Origin of the sequence: Gibbsiella greigii (assembly GCF_039540155.1) — a bacterium.
GTDB classification, from domain to species: Bacteria; Pseudomonadota; Gammaproteobacteria; order Enterobacterales; family Enterobacteriaceae; genus Gibbsiella; species Gibbsiella quercinecans.
In genome coordinates, this window is record NZ_BAABEM010000005.1 from 89732 (window position 1) to 105360 (window position 15629).

Consider the following 15629-nt stretch of genomic DNA (forward strand, 5'->3'; position numbering starts at 1 on the left):
CCGTTCAAATAAAAAGCAGCACCTTCACCGGCGCTGCTTTTTTAATGCCGATTATTCGCCGCTGCTTTCAACCAACGGCGGCACCGCCTGTTTGCCCGGGAAACGCCGGCGAACCAAGACGAAGAACAGCGGCACGAAGAAAATCGCCAGCACGGTGGCGGAAATCATCCCGCCGATGACGCCGGTGCCCACGGCGTGCTGGCTGCCGGAACCTGCGCCCTGGCTAAGCGCCATCGGCAAGACGCCGAAAATAAAGGCCAGCGAAGTCATCAGAATAGGGCGCAGGCGCATCCGCGAGGCCTCCAGCGTCGCTGCCGTCAGTTCCTGCCCTTTGAGGTGTAATTCGTTGGCGAATTCGACGATCAGGATGGCGTTTTTCGCCGACAGCCCAATGATGGTCAATAATCCCACCTGGAAGTACACGTCGTTTTCCAGCCCGCGCAGCCAGGTGGCCGCCAGCGCGCCAATCACCCCGAGCGGCACCACCAGCATCACCGCAAACGGGATTGACCAACTTTCATACAATGCGGCCAGGCATAAGAACACCACCAGCAAAGAAAGCGCGTACAGCGCCGGCGCCTGTGAGCCGGACAGCCGTTCCTGATACGACATCGCCGACCACTCCAGGCCGAACCCAGCCGGCAGTTGGCTAACCAACTTCTCCATTTCCGCCATGGCGGTGCCGCTGCTGGTGCCGCTGGCGGCTTCGCCGACGATCTCCAGCGAAGAGGTGCCGTTATAGCGTTCCAGGCGTGGGGAGCCATACTCCCAGTGCGAGGTGGCAAAGGCGGAGAACGGCACCATACCGCCGGTGCTGTTGCGCACATACCATTTGTAAACGTCATCCGGCAGCATGCGGAACGGGGCGGCGGATTGCACGTACACCCGCTTCACCCGCCCGCGATCGACGAAGTCGTTGACATAGGTGGAGCCCCAGGCAGTGGATAGCGTGTCGTTGATATCATCGATGCTGACGCCGAGCGCCTGCGCCTTGCGCTGATCGATGTTGATTTGCAACTGCGGGCTATCGTCCAGGCCGTTATGGCGCACCCGTGAAAGCAGCGGGTTCTGGCCGGCAGCCTGCAACAGTTGATCGCGCGCCGCCATCAGCTTGGCGTGCCCCAGGCCGGCGTGATCTTCCAGTTCCATGGTAAAGCCGGATGAGTTCCCCAGGCCGTTGATGGCCGGTGGACTGCTGGCAATGATGCGCGCTTCCTTAATGCTGTTGAGCGCCTTGGTTGCGCGCTCGATCACGGCAAAGGAACTGCCTTCCGCCCCGCGTTCGCTCCAGTCCTTGAGGCGCACAAACATACGCGCCACGTTTTGCCCGTTGCCGCCGGGGCCGGAACCGATGATCGCGAATACCGAAACCACGTCCTGCTGCTCTTTGGTCATGAAATAGTGTTCGACTTTTTCGACAACCTTCGAGGTTTGCTGCTGGGTGGAACCCGCCGGCAACTGCACCTGAACGGTGAATACCCCGCGGTCTTCATCGGGCAGGAAAGAGGTGGGCAGTTTGATAAACAGCAGCGCCATGCCCCCAAGCAACAGCAGGTAAAGCACCATATAACGCAGACTGTAGTGCAGTATGCGCGCCACGCCGCGCTCATAGCGCAGCGTGTTGCGGTTGAACATGCGGTTGAACCAGCCGAAGAAGCCGCGTTTGCCGTGCTGTTGGCCGGCGGCGTGCGGCTTGAGCAGCGTAGCGCACAGTGCCGGGGTGAGGATCATCGCCACCAGCACCGAGAGCACCATGGCGGCCACGATGGTAATTGAGAACTGGCGGTAAATCGCCCCGGTGGTGCCGCCGAAGAAGGCCATCGGGATAAATACGGCGGAAAGCACCATCGTGATACCGACCAGCGCGCCCTGTATCTGGGCCATGGATTTGCGTGTGGCTTCACGCGGCGGTAAGCCGTCTTCGCTCATTACGCGTTCAACGTTTTCTACCACCACAATGGCATCGTCCACCAACAGGCCGATGGCCAATACCATGGCGAACATGGTTAAGGTATTGATACTGTAGCCAAATGCGGAAAGCACGGCGAAGGTGCCCAGCAGCACCACCGGCACGGCGATGGTCGGGATGAGCGTCGCGCGGAAGTTTTGCAGGAACAGGTACATCACCAGGAACACCAGCAGCACCGCTTCCAGCAGGGTTTTCACCACATCGCGGATAGAGGCTTTAACAAAAGGCGTGGTTTCATAAGCGATTTTGGCTTCCAGCCCGCGGGGGAAAAAGGGCTCAAGGGCGGCGATTCTTTCCTTCACCATCTGATCGGTTTGCATTTCATTGGCGCCGGAGGCCAATTTGATGTTGATGCCGGCGGCGGGCATGCTGTTGTAGCGGCTGAGGTAGTTATAGTTTTCGGCGCCCAGGCCAATGGTGGCGACATCCCCCAGCGTGACCATTGAACCGTCCTGGTTAACCCGCAGGGTTATCTGGCGGAACTGCTCCGGGGTTTGCAACTGCGACTGCGCATTGATAGTGGCGTTAAGCGCCTGGTTGTCGACCGCCGGCGTGCCGCCCAGTTGCCCAACGGCAACCTGGCTGTTCTGCGAGGTGATGGCGCTTACCACATCCTGCGTGGTGAGCTGGTAGCTGTTGAGCTTGTTGGGATCGAGCCAGATACGCATTGCGTACTGGGAGCCAAACACATCGATGCTGCCGACGCCGTTAACGCGGCTGAGCGGATCCTGCACGTTGGAAACGATAAAGTCGGCGATATCCTGGCGGTCCATACTGCCGTCGGTGGAGACGAACGCCACCATCATCAGCGTGGTGTCGCCGGTTTTTGAAACGGTGACCCCTTGGTCCTGAACCGCCTGCGGCAGGCGCTTGAGTGCGGTTTGCAACTGGTTTTGCACCTGCTGCAAGGCTTCATTGGGGTTGGTGCCGGCTTCAAAGGTGAGGGTAACGGTGGCCTGACCGGTGTTGGTGCTTTGCGATGCCATATACATCAGGTTATCGAGGCCGGTCATGTTTTGTTCGATAATCTGGGTGACGGTATTTTCCAGCGTTTGCGCCGAGGCGCCGGGGTAATTTGCCACGATTCGCACATTCGGCGGGGCGAGATCGGGATATTGTTCAACCGGCAACGAAAAAATCGCCAATGTGCCAGTCAGGCAAAGGATAATTGCCAGAACCCAGGCAAAAATCGGGCGATCGATAAAAAAATTGGCCATACAGCGCGAACCTCGTTGTGACTTGTTCTATCTTTAAGACGCATCAGGACTGCGTTCAAGTGTTAGCTGAAAGGATGCCGACAGTATGGCACTTTACCTGCCAGCTATAGGTAAAGCGTGGAGAAAAAATGGAGATAATGTAAATAACAGTAGGCTGCGCTTTACCAATTGTACTGACGAAATACAAAAAGCTACCGAATTTCCTTTCAATGGATCTATACCCAAAATAAGCCGAGTTGCAGGCAGGCGGCAACGCAGCGAATCCTCAGGAGCTTACTGGAGTAAGTGACTGGGGTGAGCGAGGAAAGCCAACACACCTGCAACTTGACGTATGACGGGTATATCTGGATGTTTTCACTAGCAGGAGCCGCGTATGGATATTAACCCGGTGTTTGCCCGCCGCCTTTATTTGTGCTGGCTGATTAGCCACAGTGAAAGGCCCAATGTGCCGCGCCTGATGGCGCAGACCGGCTGGCCGCGGCGCACGCTGCAGGACACGCTAAAGGCCTTGCCTGGGCTTGGCGTCACGCTGCGTTTTGTGCAGCAGGGCGTGCGTAATAACGACGGTTTTTACCAGTTGGACGATTGGGGCCCGCTTGATCCGCAGTGGGTGAGCCGATACCACCAACAGTTGCTGGCGGTTATCGGCTAACAGTTCCCCGGCAGGCCGGGGGATCGTTATTGGTTTTTATACTCCAGATACATCACCGTGGCGGCGACCCGGGAGCGCACGTTCAGCTTGCGCAGCATATTGCGGATGTGCACCTTGACCGTTTCTTCGGAGATGTGCAACTGCACGGCAACCTGCTTGTTCGACATCCCGCGCGCCACTTCTTGCAAGACGTCCAGTTCACGTTCAGTCAGTTCGGCAAAGGGGTTGCTTTGTTCACTGCGTGAAGACAGGTAGTCCGCGATGGCTTCGCTGATGATATTCTGGCCGCCCGCCGCTGCGCGGATATCCACTAATAACTGTTCCGGTTCGCTGTCTTTTAGCAGATAGCCGTCGGCGCCGGCGTCTATCAGCGCATACAGATCGCTGCGCGCATCCGAGACGGTCAGCACGATGATCCGCGCATCAACGCCTTCATTGCGCAACGCCTTTAGCGTGTCCAGCCCGGAAAGGCCCTTCATGTTCAGATCAAGCAGCACCACATCAGGTTCATGTTGCAACACCATGGCAATCGCCTCGGTGCCGTTGCTGGCTTCCGCCACGACGTTAAATGCCGGATCCAACGCCAGTAACTGTTTGATACCACGGCGCATCAGTGGATGATCGTCGACGATAACCACCTTGTAGTTTTTCATTACCATGAAAATTTCTCCCTGTAGCCGATAAAGCCACTCAAATGTAATGTCAATGCCCTATTGGGGCGCCGCCTTCAGGTCTTGCGCCAATAGGGCTATTCCGTTTAGCCAAGACTAACCCGTTACCGGTATTCTTGGTAGCGGTGTGTATCATTCTTGGCCTTGATTGCCCTTGCCTTATTATCCGCCTGGCGGCATCACTTACCCAGAAGGGGGTAGGGTGAGCCGAATTTCCGTTCCCGCCTGCGCACGGCGTTGAATCAGCAGTTTTCCCCCCAGCCGGGCGGCGCGCTCACTCATGATGGTCAGTCCATAATGGCCCTCCGGTTCTTCCAGGCTGGCGATGCCGCAACCGTCATCGCTGATGGTGATGACGTTACTGCCGTTCGTGTCCACGGCGCAGCGGATGGTGATCACCTGCGCATTGGCATGTTTGATCGCATTGAGCACCGCCTCGCGAACGATCTGCAGCACGTGCACTTGCTGCTGGGCATTGAGCGCTTGTGAAGGGATTTGGCAATCCAGCATGATTCGAGCCTGTGTCTGTTCCTTTAGCGGCGCCAGCAGTTGGCGCAGGGCGCTGTGCAGATCGGCGGCCTGAATGCTGAGGCGGAAGGTCGCCAGCAGTTCGCGCAACTGGCGGTAGGCGTCGGCCAACGCCCGATCAAAATCGGAGATGATGCCCTGTGCCTGTGGCGAACAGGCAGCGAGTTCGCGTTTGAGCATGGTCAACTGGATGCGCAGGAAAGTCAGCGCCTGCGCCAGTGAATCGTGCAGTTCACGGGCGATGGTAGCGCGCTCTTCCATCAGCAAAAATTGCATATGCTGTTTTTGTACGCGGTTAAAATACAGCCCGCGGCTCAGCATGTTCGCCACGCTTTGCATCAGGTGCGGGTGCGGTGGCTGCCGCCGGGCTTGCCAACACAGTTGGCCCACCGGTTTACCATCTTGTTCAATGCGCTGTTGCTGCCAATCCTGCTCCGCCAGCGGGGAGCCGCTGGTTAACCGCCAGGGGCTGGGCGTGCCTTCCACTTCCAGGCGGATACAACGCAGATGCTCACTTTTACGCACAATCTGCAAAATTTGTTCAAAGGCACGTTGTTCGATGTGCCCTGTGCTCAGCGCCTGCGAGCAGTGGTAAAGCACCTCCAGCGTGCGGTTAACCTGCTGCAACCGTTCGGTTTTTTCCTGTACCTTGTGCTCCAGCGACTGATAAAGCCTGGCCAGTTCGTCAGACATGGCGTTGAAGGCCTGCGACAGCACGCCCAGCTCATTGGGCAGCGCTACTTCAAGCGGCGGATAGTTGAAGTCCCGCTGCTGCATGCGCTGGCTGGCGTCGACCAGCCGTTTTAGCGGCGCCACCACCTGGCGGCGCATCACACGCAGGCAAAACAGCGCCAACCCGATGATGGCGATATAACCCATCACGCTGATGGTGGCCACGATGGCCAGTTTCAATTCCGAATAGTGCTGCAGTGTGAAAACAAAGCTATCGATGCGCGCGACGTAGTCGGCAACGCTCTGTTGGTAGTCTTCTGGGTGGCCGGCGTTGATTTTCTCGGCCAGCGGCTGCCAGGTATGACGCAGCGCCAGGTATTTCTGCCGCACCTCTTCAGGCACGTAAAAACGCTCCAGCTTCAGTAACGCCGGGGCCTGCAGGGATTGCTGATATTGCGCTAGATGCTGCGGCAACTGCTCCGGGCTATTGGTGATGTCATAGGCCAGGCGATAGCTTTGCATCCGCAACGAGCCGGCAATGTTGACCGCTTCGGCATCGCTCAGGCTGCCGGCAACGGTGGTCAGCGCCAGCCCGGTTGCGAGGAGCGAAAGCGCCACAATGCTGAACAGCGTTTTGGCCAGGCTTCGGGTCAGGGAGCGTTTAACAAACACGCAGGCGTCCTTTTATTTGTAGAGATTGCGCCAGCGTATGTGCCAGCGGCATGCCCACTATTATCACTTTTGCTACCCCCGTCACCGCGATATGCATCAAGCAATTGGCGCGCGGAGGATTAAAATAACCGCTGTATATTCAAGTAAATAACGCTGCGTCGTTTTTTGTACGCCGCACGGCGGCGAACGGTCGTCAGAGTTTGATCTGGCGCAAGAGACTCTTTGTTTACCTCTTAATAGGGATTATCTACCCCTAACTTCAACGCCTATTTTAACCCTATCCATTCAATGGATTTTATTAAAAAAAGATAACCAATGCCGTTTTGGCCAATCGCCGCGCTGTGGGCAGCCGGCCGATGAGCCAGCACAACAGGGTGAAAATAATGAACGATGGATGGCATGTCAGCGGGTTGGTGGTTCAGGCCCGGCCGGAAAACGTCGCGCGGCTGATCCCGGCGCTGCTGGCGATCCCCGGCACGGAAATCCCGGCCACGGATGCCGGGCAAGGCAAGCTGGCGATTGTCATGCAGGCGGCGGATGCCCGCGCGTTATTGGATCGCATTGAGTCGGCACGCAACCTGGACGGGGTGCTGGCGGTATCGCTGGTGTATCACCAGTTGGATGAGCAAGGTGAGGTAACGCCATGAAACTCAGTCGTCGCGATTTCATGAAGGCCAATGCGGCGCTGGCGGCGGCCACCGCCGCGGGGCTGGTTATTCCCACCGTCGCGCAGGCGGTGGTGAGCGGGGCGGATGAGCTTAAATGGGATAAAGCGCCTTGCCGCTTCTGCGGCACCGGCTGCGGCGTGCTGGTCGGCACGCAAAACGGCCGCATCGTGGCCTCGCAGGGCGATCCGGATGCGCCGGTCAACCGCGGCCTGAACTGTATCAAGGGCTATTTCCTGCCCAAGATCCTGTATGGCAAGGATCGCCTCACCCAGCCGTTGCTGCGCATGAGCCAGGGAAAGTATGACAAGGAAGGCGAGTTCACGCCAATCGGCTGGGAACAGGCGTTCGACATCATGGCTGAAAAGTTCAAAACGGCGTTGCAGACCAAAGGGCCAAGTTCGGTCGGCATGTTTGGCTCCGGCCAATGGACCATCTGGGAAGGGTATGCCGCCGCCAAACTGTTCAAAGCCGGCTTCCGTTCGAACAATATCGATCCCAACGCGCGCCACTGCATGGCATCGGCGGTGGTGGGGCTGATGCGTACCTTCGGCATGGATGAGCCGATGGGCTGCTATGCAGACATTGAGCACGCCGATGCCTTTGTGCTCTGGGGCTCCAACATGGCCGAGATGCACCCGGTGCTGTGGTCGCGCATCGCCAGCCGCCGCCTGGGCAACGATCATGTCCGCGTCGCCGTGCTTTCCACCTTTGAACACCGCAGCTTCGAGCTGGCGGATAACGCCATGGTGTTCACCCCGCAAACCGATTTGGCGATCATGAACTACATCGCCAACTACATCATTCAACACAACGCCGTCGATCAGGATTTTTTGCGTCGGCATGTCAATATCCGCCAGGGCGTTACCGACATCGGCTATGGGCTACGGCCGGCGCATCCATTGGAAAAAGCGGCAAAGAACCCAGGCAGCGACGCCTCCGAGCCGATGAGCTTTGAAGCCTACAAGGCCTTTGTGGCGGAATACACCCTGGAGAAAACCGCAGCGATGAGCGGCGTGCCGAAGGATCAGCTGGAAGCGCTGGCCAGGCTGTATGCCGATCCGAACATCAAGGTGGTTTCGTACTGGACGATGGGCTTTAACCAGCATACGCGCGGCGTTTGGGCCAATAACCTGTGCTACAACCTGCACCTGCTGACCGGCAAGATCGCCCGGCCGGGCTGCGGGCCATTCTCGCTGACCGGCCAGCCTTCCGCCTGCGGCACCACGCGTGAAGTCGGCACTTTTGCGCACCGGCTGCCGGCCGACATGGTGGTGACTAACGAAAAGCACCGCCAGATCGCGGAGCAGAAATGGCGCGTGCCGGCCGGCACCATTCCGGGCGAGGTGGGGCTGCATGCGATCGCGCAGGATCGGGCGCTGAAAGACGGCACGCTCAACGTGTATTGGGTGATGTGCAATAACAATATGCAGGCTGGGCCCAACATCACCGAAGAGCGAATGCCGGGCTGGCGCGATCCGCGCAACTTCGTGGTGGTGTCTGATCCTTACCCCACCGTGAGCGCGCTGTCTGCCGATCTGATCCTGCCCACCGCCATGTGGGTGGAAAAAGAGGGCGCCTATGGCAACGGTGAACGGCGTACTCACTTCTGGCGCCAACAGGTGAAGGCGCCCGGCGCGGCAAAATCCGATCTCTGGCAACTGGTGGCGTTCTCCAAACGTTTCCGCACCGATGAAGTGTGGCCGGCAGAGCTACTGGCGCAAAATCCGCAATACCGCGGCAAAACGCTGTATGAGGTGCTGTTCGCCAACGGCGTGGTGGATCAATTCGGCCTGGATGAACTGCCGGCGGAACAGTTGAACGATGAGGCGCGCGATTTCGGCTACTACATCCAGAAAGGGCTATTTGAAGAATACGCCGGTTTTGGGCGCGGCCACGGGCATGATCTGGCGCCGTTCGATACCTATCACCAGTCGCGCGGCCTGTGTTGGCCGGTGGTGGACGGCAAGGAAACCCTGTGGCGCTACCGCGAAGGCTTTGATCCCTACGTGAAGGCTGGAGAAACGCTGCGCTTTTACGGCAAACCGGATGGGAAAGCGGTGATCTTCGCGCTGCCTTTTGAACCGGCGGCGGAAAGCCCGGATCAGGAGTACGATCTGTGGCTGTCTACCGGCCGTGTGCTGGAGCACTGGCACACCGGCACCATGACGCGCCGCGTGCCCGAACTGCACCGCGCCTTCCCGCAGGCGGTGGTGTTTATCCATCCGCTGGATGCCCAGGCTCGCAACCTGCGCCGCGGCGAGCGCGTCAAGGTGATTTCACGCCGTGGCGCTGTGGTGAGCATCATCGAAACCCGCGGGCGCAACCGCCCGCCGCGTGGGCTGGTGTATATGCCGTTTTTTGATGCGGCGCAGTTGGTCAATAGCCTGACGCTGGACGCTACCGATCCGCTATCGAAAGAAACCGACTTTAAAAAATGTGCCGTGAAGCTGGAGAAAGTCTAGTTCACCACGCTTGCTCGCCAGGCGGGCGGGCAACGGCACCCGATAAAAATAGCGTGTGATTGCTCTGGAGCAAAATATGACGGGGAATGTCCTGAAAAAATGGTGGGCCGTGGGGAGCGTGCTGTTATCGTTGGCGGTGGTTGGCTTCGCCCTGGCGGCCAACGGCGTCGATCTGGGCGCATCGCCGGAGGTTGCCGGCACGGCCGAAGGGCAGATTATGCAACCCAGGCAGCAGGCGCGGATGGCGCTGAACTACGTTAACCAGCCGCCGTTGATCCCACATGGCGTTGATGGCTATCAAATCACCCGCAACACCAACCGCTGCCTACAGTGCCATGACATTGCGCATTATCGCAATACCGGCGCGCCGCGCATCAGCCCGACGCACTTTATGGACAGCGATGGCAAAATGCTGGGCGAGGTGGCGCCACGCCGCTACTTTTGCCTGCAGTGCCACGTGACGCAAACGGATGCCGCGCCGATTGTAGGCAACACGTTTGAGCCGCTGCCGGGTTTTGGCAAATAAGGAGTCACCATGGCGCAACATAGCGGAAATAACAAAAAAGCCGGGCCGCTGCGCCGGCTATGGCGCTGGTGGCGGCGGCCAAGCCGCCTGGCGTTGGGCACGCTGCTGCTGATGGGTTTTGGCGCTGGCATCCTGTTCTGGGGCGGTTTTAATACCGGCATGGAGGCGGCGAATACCGAGGCATTCTGCATTAGTTGCCATGAAATGCGCGATAACGTTTATGAAGAATATCTCGGCACCGTCCACTACAGCAACCGCAGTGGTGTGCGGGCAACCTGCCCGGATTGCCACGTTCCCCATGAGTGGGGGCCGAAGATGCTGCGCAAGATCAAGGCCAGTAAGGAGCTGTACGCCAAGGCTCTCGGCCTGATCGATACGCCGCAGAAATTCGAGCAGCACCGGCTGGCGATGGCCAGCAACGAATGGGCGCGCATGCAGGCCAATGGTTCCCAGGAATGCCGTAACTGCCATAACTTCGATAACATGGACTTCAGCGCACAGAAAACCGTGGCGGCGCAAATGCACCAGCAGGCCATCAGCGCCGGGCAAACCTGCATCGACTGCCATAAGGGCATTGCGCACAAGCTGCCGGATATGCGTAACGTGCCGAATGGTTTTTGAACGGCGGGCTTTTGCCATGATTGGCTTGGCGCAGGGCGGGGGAATCGCGCTATGATTCCTGTGTTGTCGCCAACGGAAGAGAGCCCATGTCTGCAAAAATCGAGAATGTGAAGAAAGAACTGCTGTCGGATAACTGGTATGTGCTGAATAAGTATACCTTTGATTTAAAACGCAAGAATGGCGGTTCCGTTCAGCAGGTGCGTGAAGTTTACGATCGTGGCAACGGCGCCACCATTTTGTTGTACAACCGCGAGCGGGGCACGGTGGTGCTGACCAATCAGTTCCGTATGCCGACCTACGTCAATGGCAACCCAAGCGGTATGTTGCTGGAAGCCTGCGCCGGGCTGTTGGACGGTGATTCCCCCGAGTGGTGTGCGCGCCGTGAAGCCGCAGAGGAAACTGGGTTCCAGGTGGCGAGCGCGAAGAAGATCTTTGAAGCCTATATGTCACCGGGCGGCGTTACCGAGCTTATCCATTTCTTTATCGCCGAATACCAGGACAACGAACGCCGTACTTCAGGCGGGGGCATTGAGGATGAAGATATCGAAGTGGTTGAACTGCCGTTCAGGGAAGCGCTGGCGATGATTGACGATGGGCGGATTAAGGACGGCAAAACCATTATGCTGCTGCAGTATCTGCAAATTCACCAGATTATGGGGTAGCCACGCCGGTGCCCCTTTACCCCGCCTGAGGAACGGCAGGGTAAAGGGGGTTGTGCGTTTAGTTAAGCAACGCTTTCGCTTTGGCGACCACGTTTTCTACCGTAAAGCCGAACTCTTTGAACAGCAGATTCGCCGGCGCCGACTCACCGAAGGTGGTCATGCCCACGACCGCGCCGTTCAGGCCCACGTACTTGTACCAGTAGTCCGCGATACCCGCTTCCACCGCCACCCGCGCGCTGACCGCCGCCGGCAGCACCGCTTCACGGTAGGCCGCATCCTGCTTGTCGAACGCATCGGTCGACGGCATGGAGACCACGCGCACCCGGCGCCCTTCCGCCGTCAGTTGCTCATAGGCGGCAACCGCCAGATCCACTTCCGAACCGGTGGCGATCAGGATCAGCTCCGGCTGCCCGTCGCTGTCTTTCAGCACGTAGCCGCCGCGGTATACGTTGGCCAGCTGTTCCGCCGTGCGCGGCTGCTGGGCCAGGTTCTGGCGCGAGAAAATCAGCGCCGTCGGGCCGTCGTTGCGCTCGATGCCGTACTGCCAGGCCACCGCCGATTCCACCTGGTCGCACGGGCGCCAGGTGCTCATGTTCGGCGTCACCCGCAGGCTGGCCAACTGCTCGACCGGCTGGTGGGTCGGGCCGTCTTCACCCAGGCCGATGGAATCGTGGGTGTAGACAAACACGTTGCGCAGCTTCATCAGTGCCGCCATACGCACCGCGTTGCGGGCATATTCCACAAACATCAGGAAGGTGGCCGAGTACGGCAGGAAACCGCCGTGCAGCGCAATGCCGTTGGTGATGGCGGTCATGCCGAACTCGCGCACCCCGTAGTGGATGTAGTTGCCGGCCAGGTCTTCGTTGATGGCCTTGGAGCCGGACCACATCGTCAGGTTGCTCGGCGCCAGGTCGGCGGAGCCGCCGAGGAACTCCGGCAGCACCTTGCCGAACGCTTCCAGCGTATTCTGCGAGGCCTTGCGGCTGGCGATGCTGGCCGGGTTGGCCTGCAGTTTTTCCACAAAGGCTTTGGCGTCTGCCTGCCAGTTGGCCGGCAGTTCACCGCTCATACGGCGTTTGAACTCGGCGGCCTGTTCCGGGAAGGCTTGTGCATAGGCGGCGAATTTGGCGTTCCAGGCGGCTTCACGGGCCTTGCCGGCTTCTTTGGCGTCCCACTGGGCGTAGATGTCCTGCGGGATAACGAACGGAGGATAATTCCAGCCCAGTTTTTCACGGGTGGCGGCCACTTCGGCATCACCCAGCGGGGCGCCGTGCGCATCGTGCGAGCCGGCCTTGTTCGGCGAGCCGAAGCCAATCACGGTCTTGCACATCAGCAGCGACGGCTTGTCGGTCACCTGGCGGGCTTCTTCAATCGCCGCCTTGATAGCCGCGCTGTCGTGGCCGTCCACGCCGCGCACCACGTGCCAGCCGTAGGCTTCAAAACGTTTGGCGGTGTCGTCGGTGAACCAGCCGTCGGTGTGGCCGTCGATGGAAATGCCGTTGTCATCGTAGAAGGCGGTCAGCTTGCCGAGCTTGAGGGTGCCGGCCAGCGAGCAGACTTCGTGGGAGATACCTTCCATCATGCAGCCGTCGCCCATGAACACGTAGGTGTGGTGGTCGACGATGTCATGGTCCGGGCGGTTGAACTGCGCCGCCAGGGTGCGTTCGGCGATGGCGAAGCCGACGCCGTTGGCGATGCCCTGGCCCAGCGGGCCGGTGGTGGTTTCCACGCCCGGGGTGTAGCCGTATTCCGGGTGCCCCGGGGTTTTGGAATGCAGCTGGCGGAAGTTTTCCAGCTCGCTCATCGGCAGGTCGTAGCCGGTGAGGTGCAGCAGGCTGTAAATCAGCATCGAGCCGTGGCCGTTGGAGAGCACGAAGCGGTCGCGGTCGGCCCAGTGCGGGTTGGCGGGGTTATGGTTAAGGTAATCACGCCACAGGACTTCGGCGATGTCCGCCATCCCCATAGGCGCGCCCGGGTGGCCGGATTTTGCTTTTTGCACGGCGTCCATGCTGAGTGCGCGGATCGCGTTGGCAAGGTCTTTACGTGAAGGCATAACGGTATAGTGCTCCAGATAATTACAGTTCAGCGGCCAGCATATCTTCCAGCTTCTGTTGATCGACGGCGAACAGGCGGATGCCTTCAGCCAGTTTTTCTACCGCCATCGCGTCCTGGTTGTGCAGCCAACGGAACTCGGCTTCAGACAGCGGCGCCGGCTGGTGGAAACCTTCTTCAGACGGGCTCAGCTTGCGTTCGACAGGGGCTTCGCTCTGTTTTAACTGCTCCAGCAGGTTCGGTGAAATGGTCAGGCGATCGCAGCCGGCCAGCGCCAGGATTTGTTCTACGCGGCGGAAGCTGGCGCCCATGATCACCGTCTGGTAACGATGCTGTTTATAGTATTCATAAATGGTGCGCACCGATTTCACGCCCGGATCCTGCTCGGCGTCGTAGCTGGCCGCTGGCTGTTTGGCCTGGTACCAGTCGTAGATACGGCCAACGAACGGCGAGATCAGGTACACGCCGGCTTCTGCACAGGCGCGCGCCTGGGCAAAGGAGAACAGCAGCGTCAGGTTGGTGTTGATGCCTTCTTTTTCCAGCTCTTCGGCGGCCTTGATACCTTCCCAGGTGGAGGCCAGTTTGATCAGAATGCGTGATTTATCGATGCCCTGTTGCTGATACAGGCTAATCAGCTTGCGCGCCTTGGTGACGCACATACCGCGATCGAAGGACAGGCGGGCGTCTACCTCGGTTGAAATACGGCCCGGCACGCTTTTTAGGATCTCGACCCCGATGTTGACGGCCAGTTTGTCGCTGGCGTTGACCAGTTGGGTTTCCTTGCTGCCGCCCTGTTGGCGCGCATAGCCCAGCGCCTCGGTGATCAATGACTTGTACTGCGGCAGGGCGGCGGCTTTCAGAATCAGCGACGGGTTGGTGGTGGCGTCTTCCGGCGTGAACTGGCGGATCGACTCAATATCACCGCTGTCGGCAACCACAACCGTTAACTTTTTTAGTGCGTCTAATTGGTTCATCTTTGGGCTCCTTGACCAACGTCAATGTAGGGAAATAAGAATTCTTTTCATCACAGGCAGAACACACTGCCTTATCAGCCAGGTAAATAAAATGCGCTTTTTCTGATTATTGTGATGGATAAGAACAATGGGATACCACTCATTGTAGCCGGGATCTGCGATCCCGGGACCATAACCGCACGCTGGCGGCTGGCACAGCAGCCGCAACGTGATAAATAATCTGGATTAAATATACTCATCCCTGTGCCATACGCCGCCCAATGAACCGGTGAAAATAAACGAAGGCAGAAGGTTTTATATTTCTTCTGTGGGGTTTTTATCGGCCGCTATTGCGCTTCGCCATCGTAAAAATAGCGCGGCGGCTTAATTTCGCGCACGCGGCAATTAACTGAATGAGGCTGGCAATGAGTGTTTTATTACAGAAAGTTATCCGGGTTGGCATATTGGCATTATTACTGGTGCTGATTGGCCTGGGGGGATATAGCGCACTGCTGAAGCAGCGGGTAACCACGCTACGCCAACAGGCGGCGCAGCAGCAAAAAACGTTGGCGCAACAAAAGGAACAGATTGCCGCCTTACAGGCCCAGGATGCGCAAAACCGGGCGTTAATGGCGGCGCAGCAGCAGCAGGAGCAATGGCTGCGCCAGCAAGGGGATAATACAGAGAGGAAATACCGTGAAGCGATTAAAAACACCGCCTGCGCTGGGCAGCCTATGCCTGGCATTGTGCCTGAGCTCTTGCGCCGCGCCGGCGCCAGCGACGGTGCCGTTGCCCCCTGAATCGGTATTCCGGCCCTGTGAACAGCCGGTATTGCTGGGCGATACCTGGGGTGATGCCGTGAGCTACACACTGAAATTACAAACCGCGTTAAAAATCTGCGCGGGCCAGGTGGCAACGCTTAACGCCTGGCGAGCCGGGCTGGCGCAGCACGGGGAGTGAGATATTCCATTATTCCCGGATTTTTTACTTTCTATGGGGGTTTTTATTCCAGGTTATGGGGCGCTTCAAAGTTTGTGATAATTCTCGCCCTATACTGGTTCCGCCTAAAATCAAATATGCCTCGTCATATTTATACCCGTCATACTTCAAGTTGCAGGTGTGTTGGCTGCACTCAGTCACCCGAATCACTTACTGGCGTAAGCGCATCGGGATTAATGAGAGACATCCTGTCTCTCACCGGAGGCCAACCGTTGGTTGGTCAAATTCGCTCCCGACGAATTTGTCCTTCGATTGCCGCCTGCCTGCAACTCGAATTATCTTGGGTATATTGTGCAGGTGTTTTT

13 protein-coding genes are annotated in these 15629 nt (G+C 58.4%); 8 read left to right on the forward strand and 5 right to left on the reverse strand.

Going from position 1 to position 15629, the window contains the following annotated elements; translation table 11 throughout:
• Positions 1 to 51: 51 nt before the first annotated feature.
• Positions 52 to 3186 carry an efflux RND transporter permease subunit gene (gene acrD / locus AC559G_RS02315; RefSeq protein WP_498911004.1) on the reverse strand — a complete coding sequence of 1045 codons (3135 nt, stop codon included), beginning with the start codon at positions 3184 to 3186 and terminating at the stop codon, positions 52 to 54.
• 373 nt (positions 3187 to 3559) lie between these two features.
• Between acrD and AC559G_RS02320 the strand changes: the two genes are divergently transcribed.
• Positions 3560 to 3838 carry a winged helix-turn-helix domain-containing protein gene (locus tag AC559G_RS02320; RefSeq protein ID WP_438598615.1) on the forward strand — a complete coding sequence of 93 codons (279 nt, stop codon included), beginning with the start codon at positions 3560 to 3562 and terminating at the stop codon, positions 3836 to 3838.
• 26 nt (positions 3839 to 3864) lie between these two features.
• Here the strand turns inward: AC559G_RS02320 and AC559G_RS02325 are convergent, their stop codons facing one another.
• Positions 3865 to 4497, reverse strand: a complete 633-nt coding sequence (locus tag AC559G_RS02325) for a response regulator (protein ID WP_498911006.1) — start codon at positions 4495 to 4497, stop codon at positions 3865 to 3867.
• Positions 4498 to 4692: 195 nt separating this feature from the next.
• Positions 4693 to 6381, reverse strand: coding sequence for a nitrate/nitrite sensor histidine kinase (gene narQ, locus AC559G_RS02330; protein ID WP_498911008.1), 1689 nt, complete (start codon positions 6379 to 6381; stop codon positions 4693 to 4695).
• Positions 6382 to 6764: 383 nt separating this feature from the next.
• On the opposite strand from narQ, the gene napD reads away from it, so the two are divergent.
• The 5 genes from napD (at position 6765) to nudK (ending at position 11320) form a co-directional block, all read left to right on the forward strand.
• Positions 6765 to 7028, forward strand: a complete 264-nt coding sequence (napD, locus tag AC559G_RS02335) for a chaperone NapD (RefSeq protein WP_498911010.1) — start codon at positions 6765 to 6767, stop codon at positions 7026 to 7028.
• Positions 7025 to 9511 carry a nitrate reductase gene (gene napA, locus AC559G_RS02340; protein WP_498911012.1) on the forward strand — a complete coding sequence of 829 codons (2487 nt, stop codon included), beginning with the start codon at positions 7025 to 7027 and terminating at the stop codon, positions 9509 to 9511. The genes napD and napA overlap by 4 nt, the downstream gene beginning before the upstream one ends.
• A gap of 76 nt (positions 9512 to 9587) precedes the next feature.
• Positions 9588 to 10037 (forward strand): nitrate reductase cytochrome c-type subunit, encoded by a 450-nt coding sequence (gene napB / locus AC559G_RS02345; RefSeq protein WP_498911014.1) that lies wholly within the window; start codon positions 9588 to 9590, stop codon positions 10035 to 10037.
• Positions 10038 to 10046: 9 nt separating this feature from the next.
• Positions 10047 to 10658 (forward strand): cytochrome c-type protein NapC, encoded by a 612-nt coding sequence (gene napC / locus AC559G_RS02350; RefSeq protein WP_498911016.1) that lies wholly within the window; start codon positions 10047 to 10049, stop codon positions 10656 to 10658.
• A gap of 86 nt (positions 10659 to 10744) precedes the next feature.
• Positions 10745 to 11320: an NUDIX hydrolase gene (gene nudK, locus AC559G_RS02355; RefSeq protein WP_498911018.1), complete on the forward strand. Its 576-nt coding sequence runs from the start codon at positions 10745 to 10747 to the stop codon at positions 11318 to 11320.
• Between the two features lie 58 nt (positions 11321 to 11378).
• On the opposite strand, the gene tkt is transcribed toward nudK, so the two are convergent.
• Positions 11379 to 13373 carry a transketolase family protein gene (gene tkt / locus AC559G_RS02360; RefSeq protein ID WP_498911020.1) on the reverse strand — a complete coding sequence of 665 codons (1995 nt, stop codon included), beginning with the start codon at positions 13371 to 13373 and terminating at the stop codon, positions 11379 to 11381.
• Positions 13374 to 13395: 22 nt separating this feature from the next.
• Positions 13396 to 14346, reverse strand: coding sequence for a transaldolase (gene tal, locus AC559G_RS02365; RefSeq protein ID WP_498911022.1), 951 nt, complete (start codon positions 14344 to 14346; stop codon positions 13396 to 13398).
• A 404-nt stretch (positions 14347 to 14750) separates the two neighbouring features.
• Between tal and AC559G_RS02370 the strand changes: the two genes are divergently transcribed.
• Together AC559G_RS02370 and lysC are read left to right on the forward strand one after the other, a co-directional pair.
• Positions 14751 to 15125 carry a DUF2570 family protein gene (locus AC559G_RS02370; protein WP_462614091.1) on the forward strand — a complete coding sequence of 125 codons (375 nt, stop codon included), beginning with the start codon at positions 14751 to 14753 and terminating at the stop codon, positions 15123 to 15125.
• A complete protein-coding gene (gene lysC, locus AC559G_RS02375) occupies positions 15109 to 15285 on the forward strand; it encodes an Rz1-like lysis system protein LysC (protein WP_165907058.1) in 177 nt (58 codons plus the stop codon). Before AC559G_RS02370 ends, lysC begins: the two co-directional genes overlap by 17 nt.
• Positions 15286 to 15629: the final 344 nt, after the last annotated feature.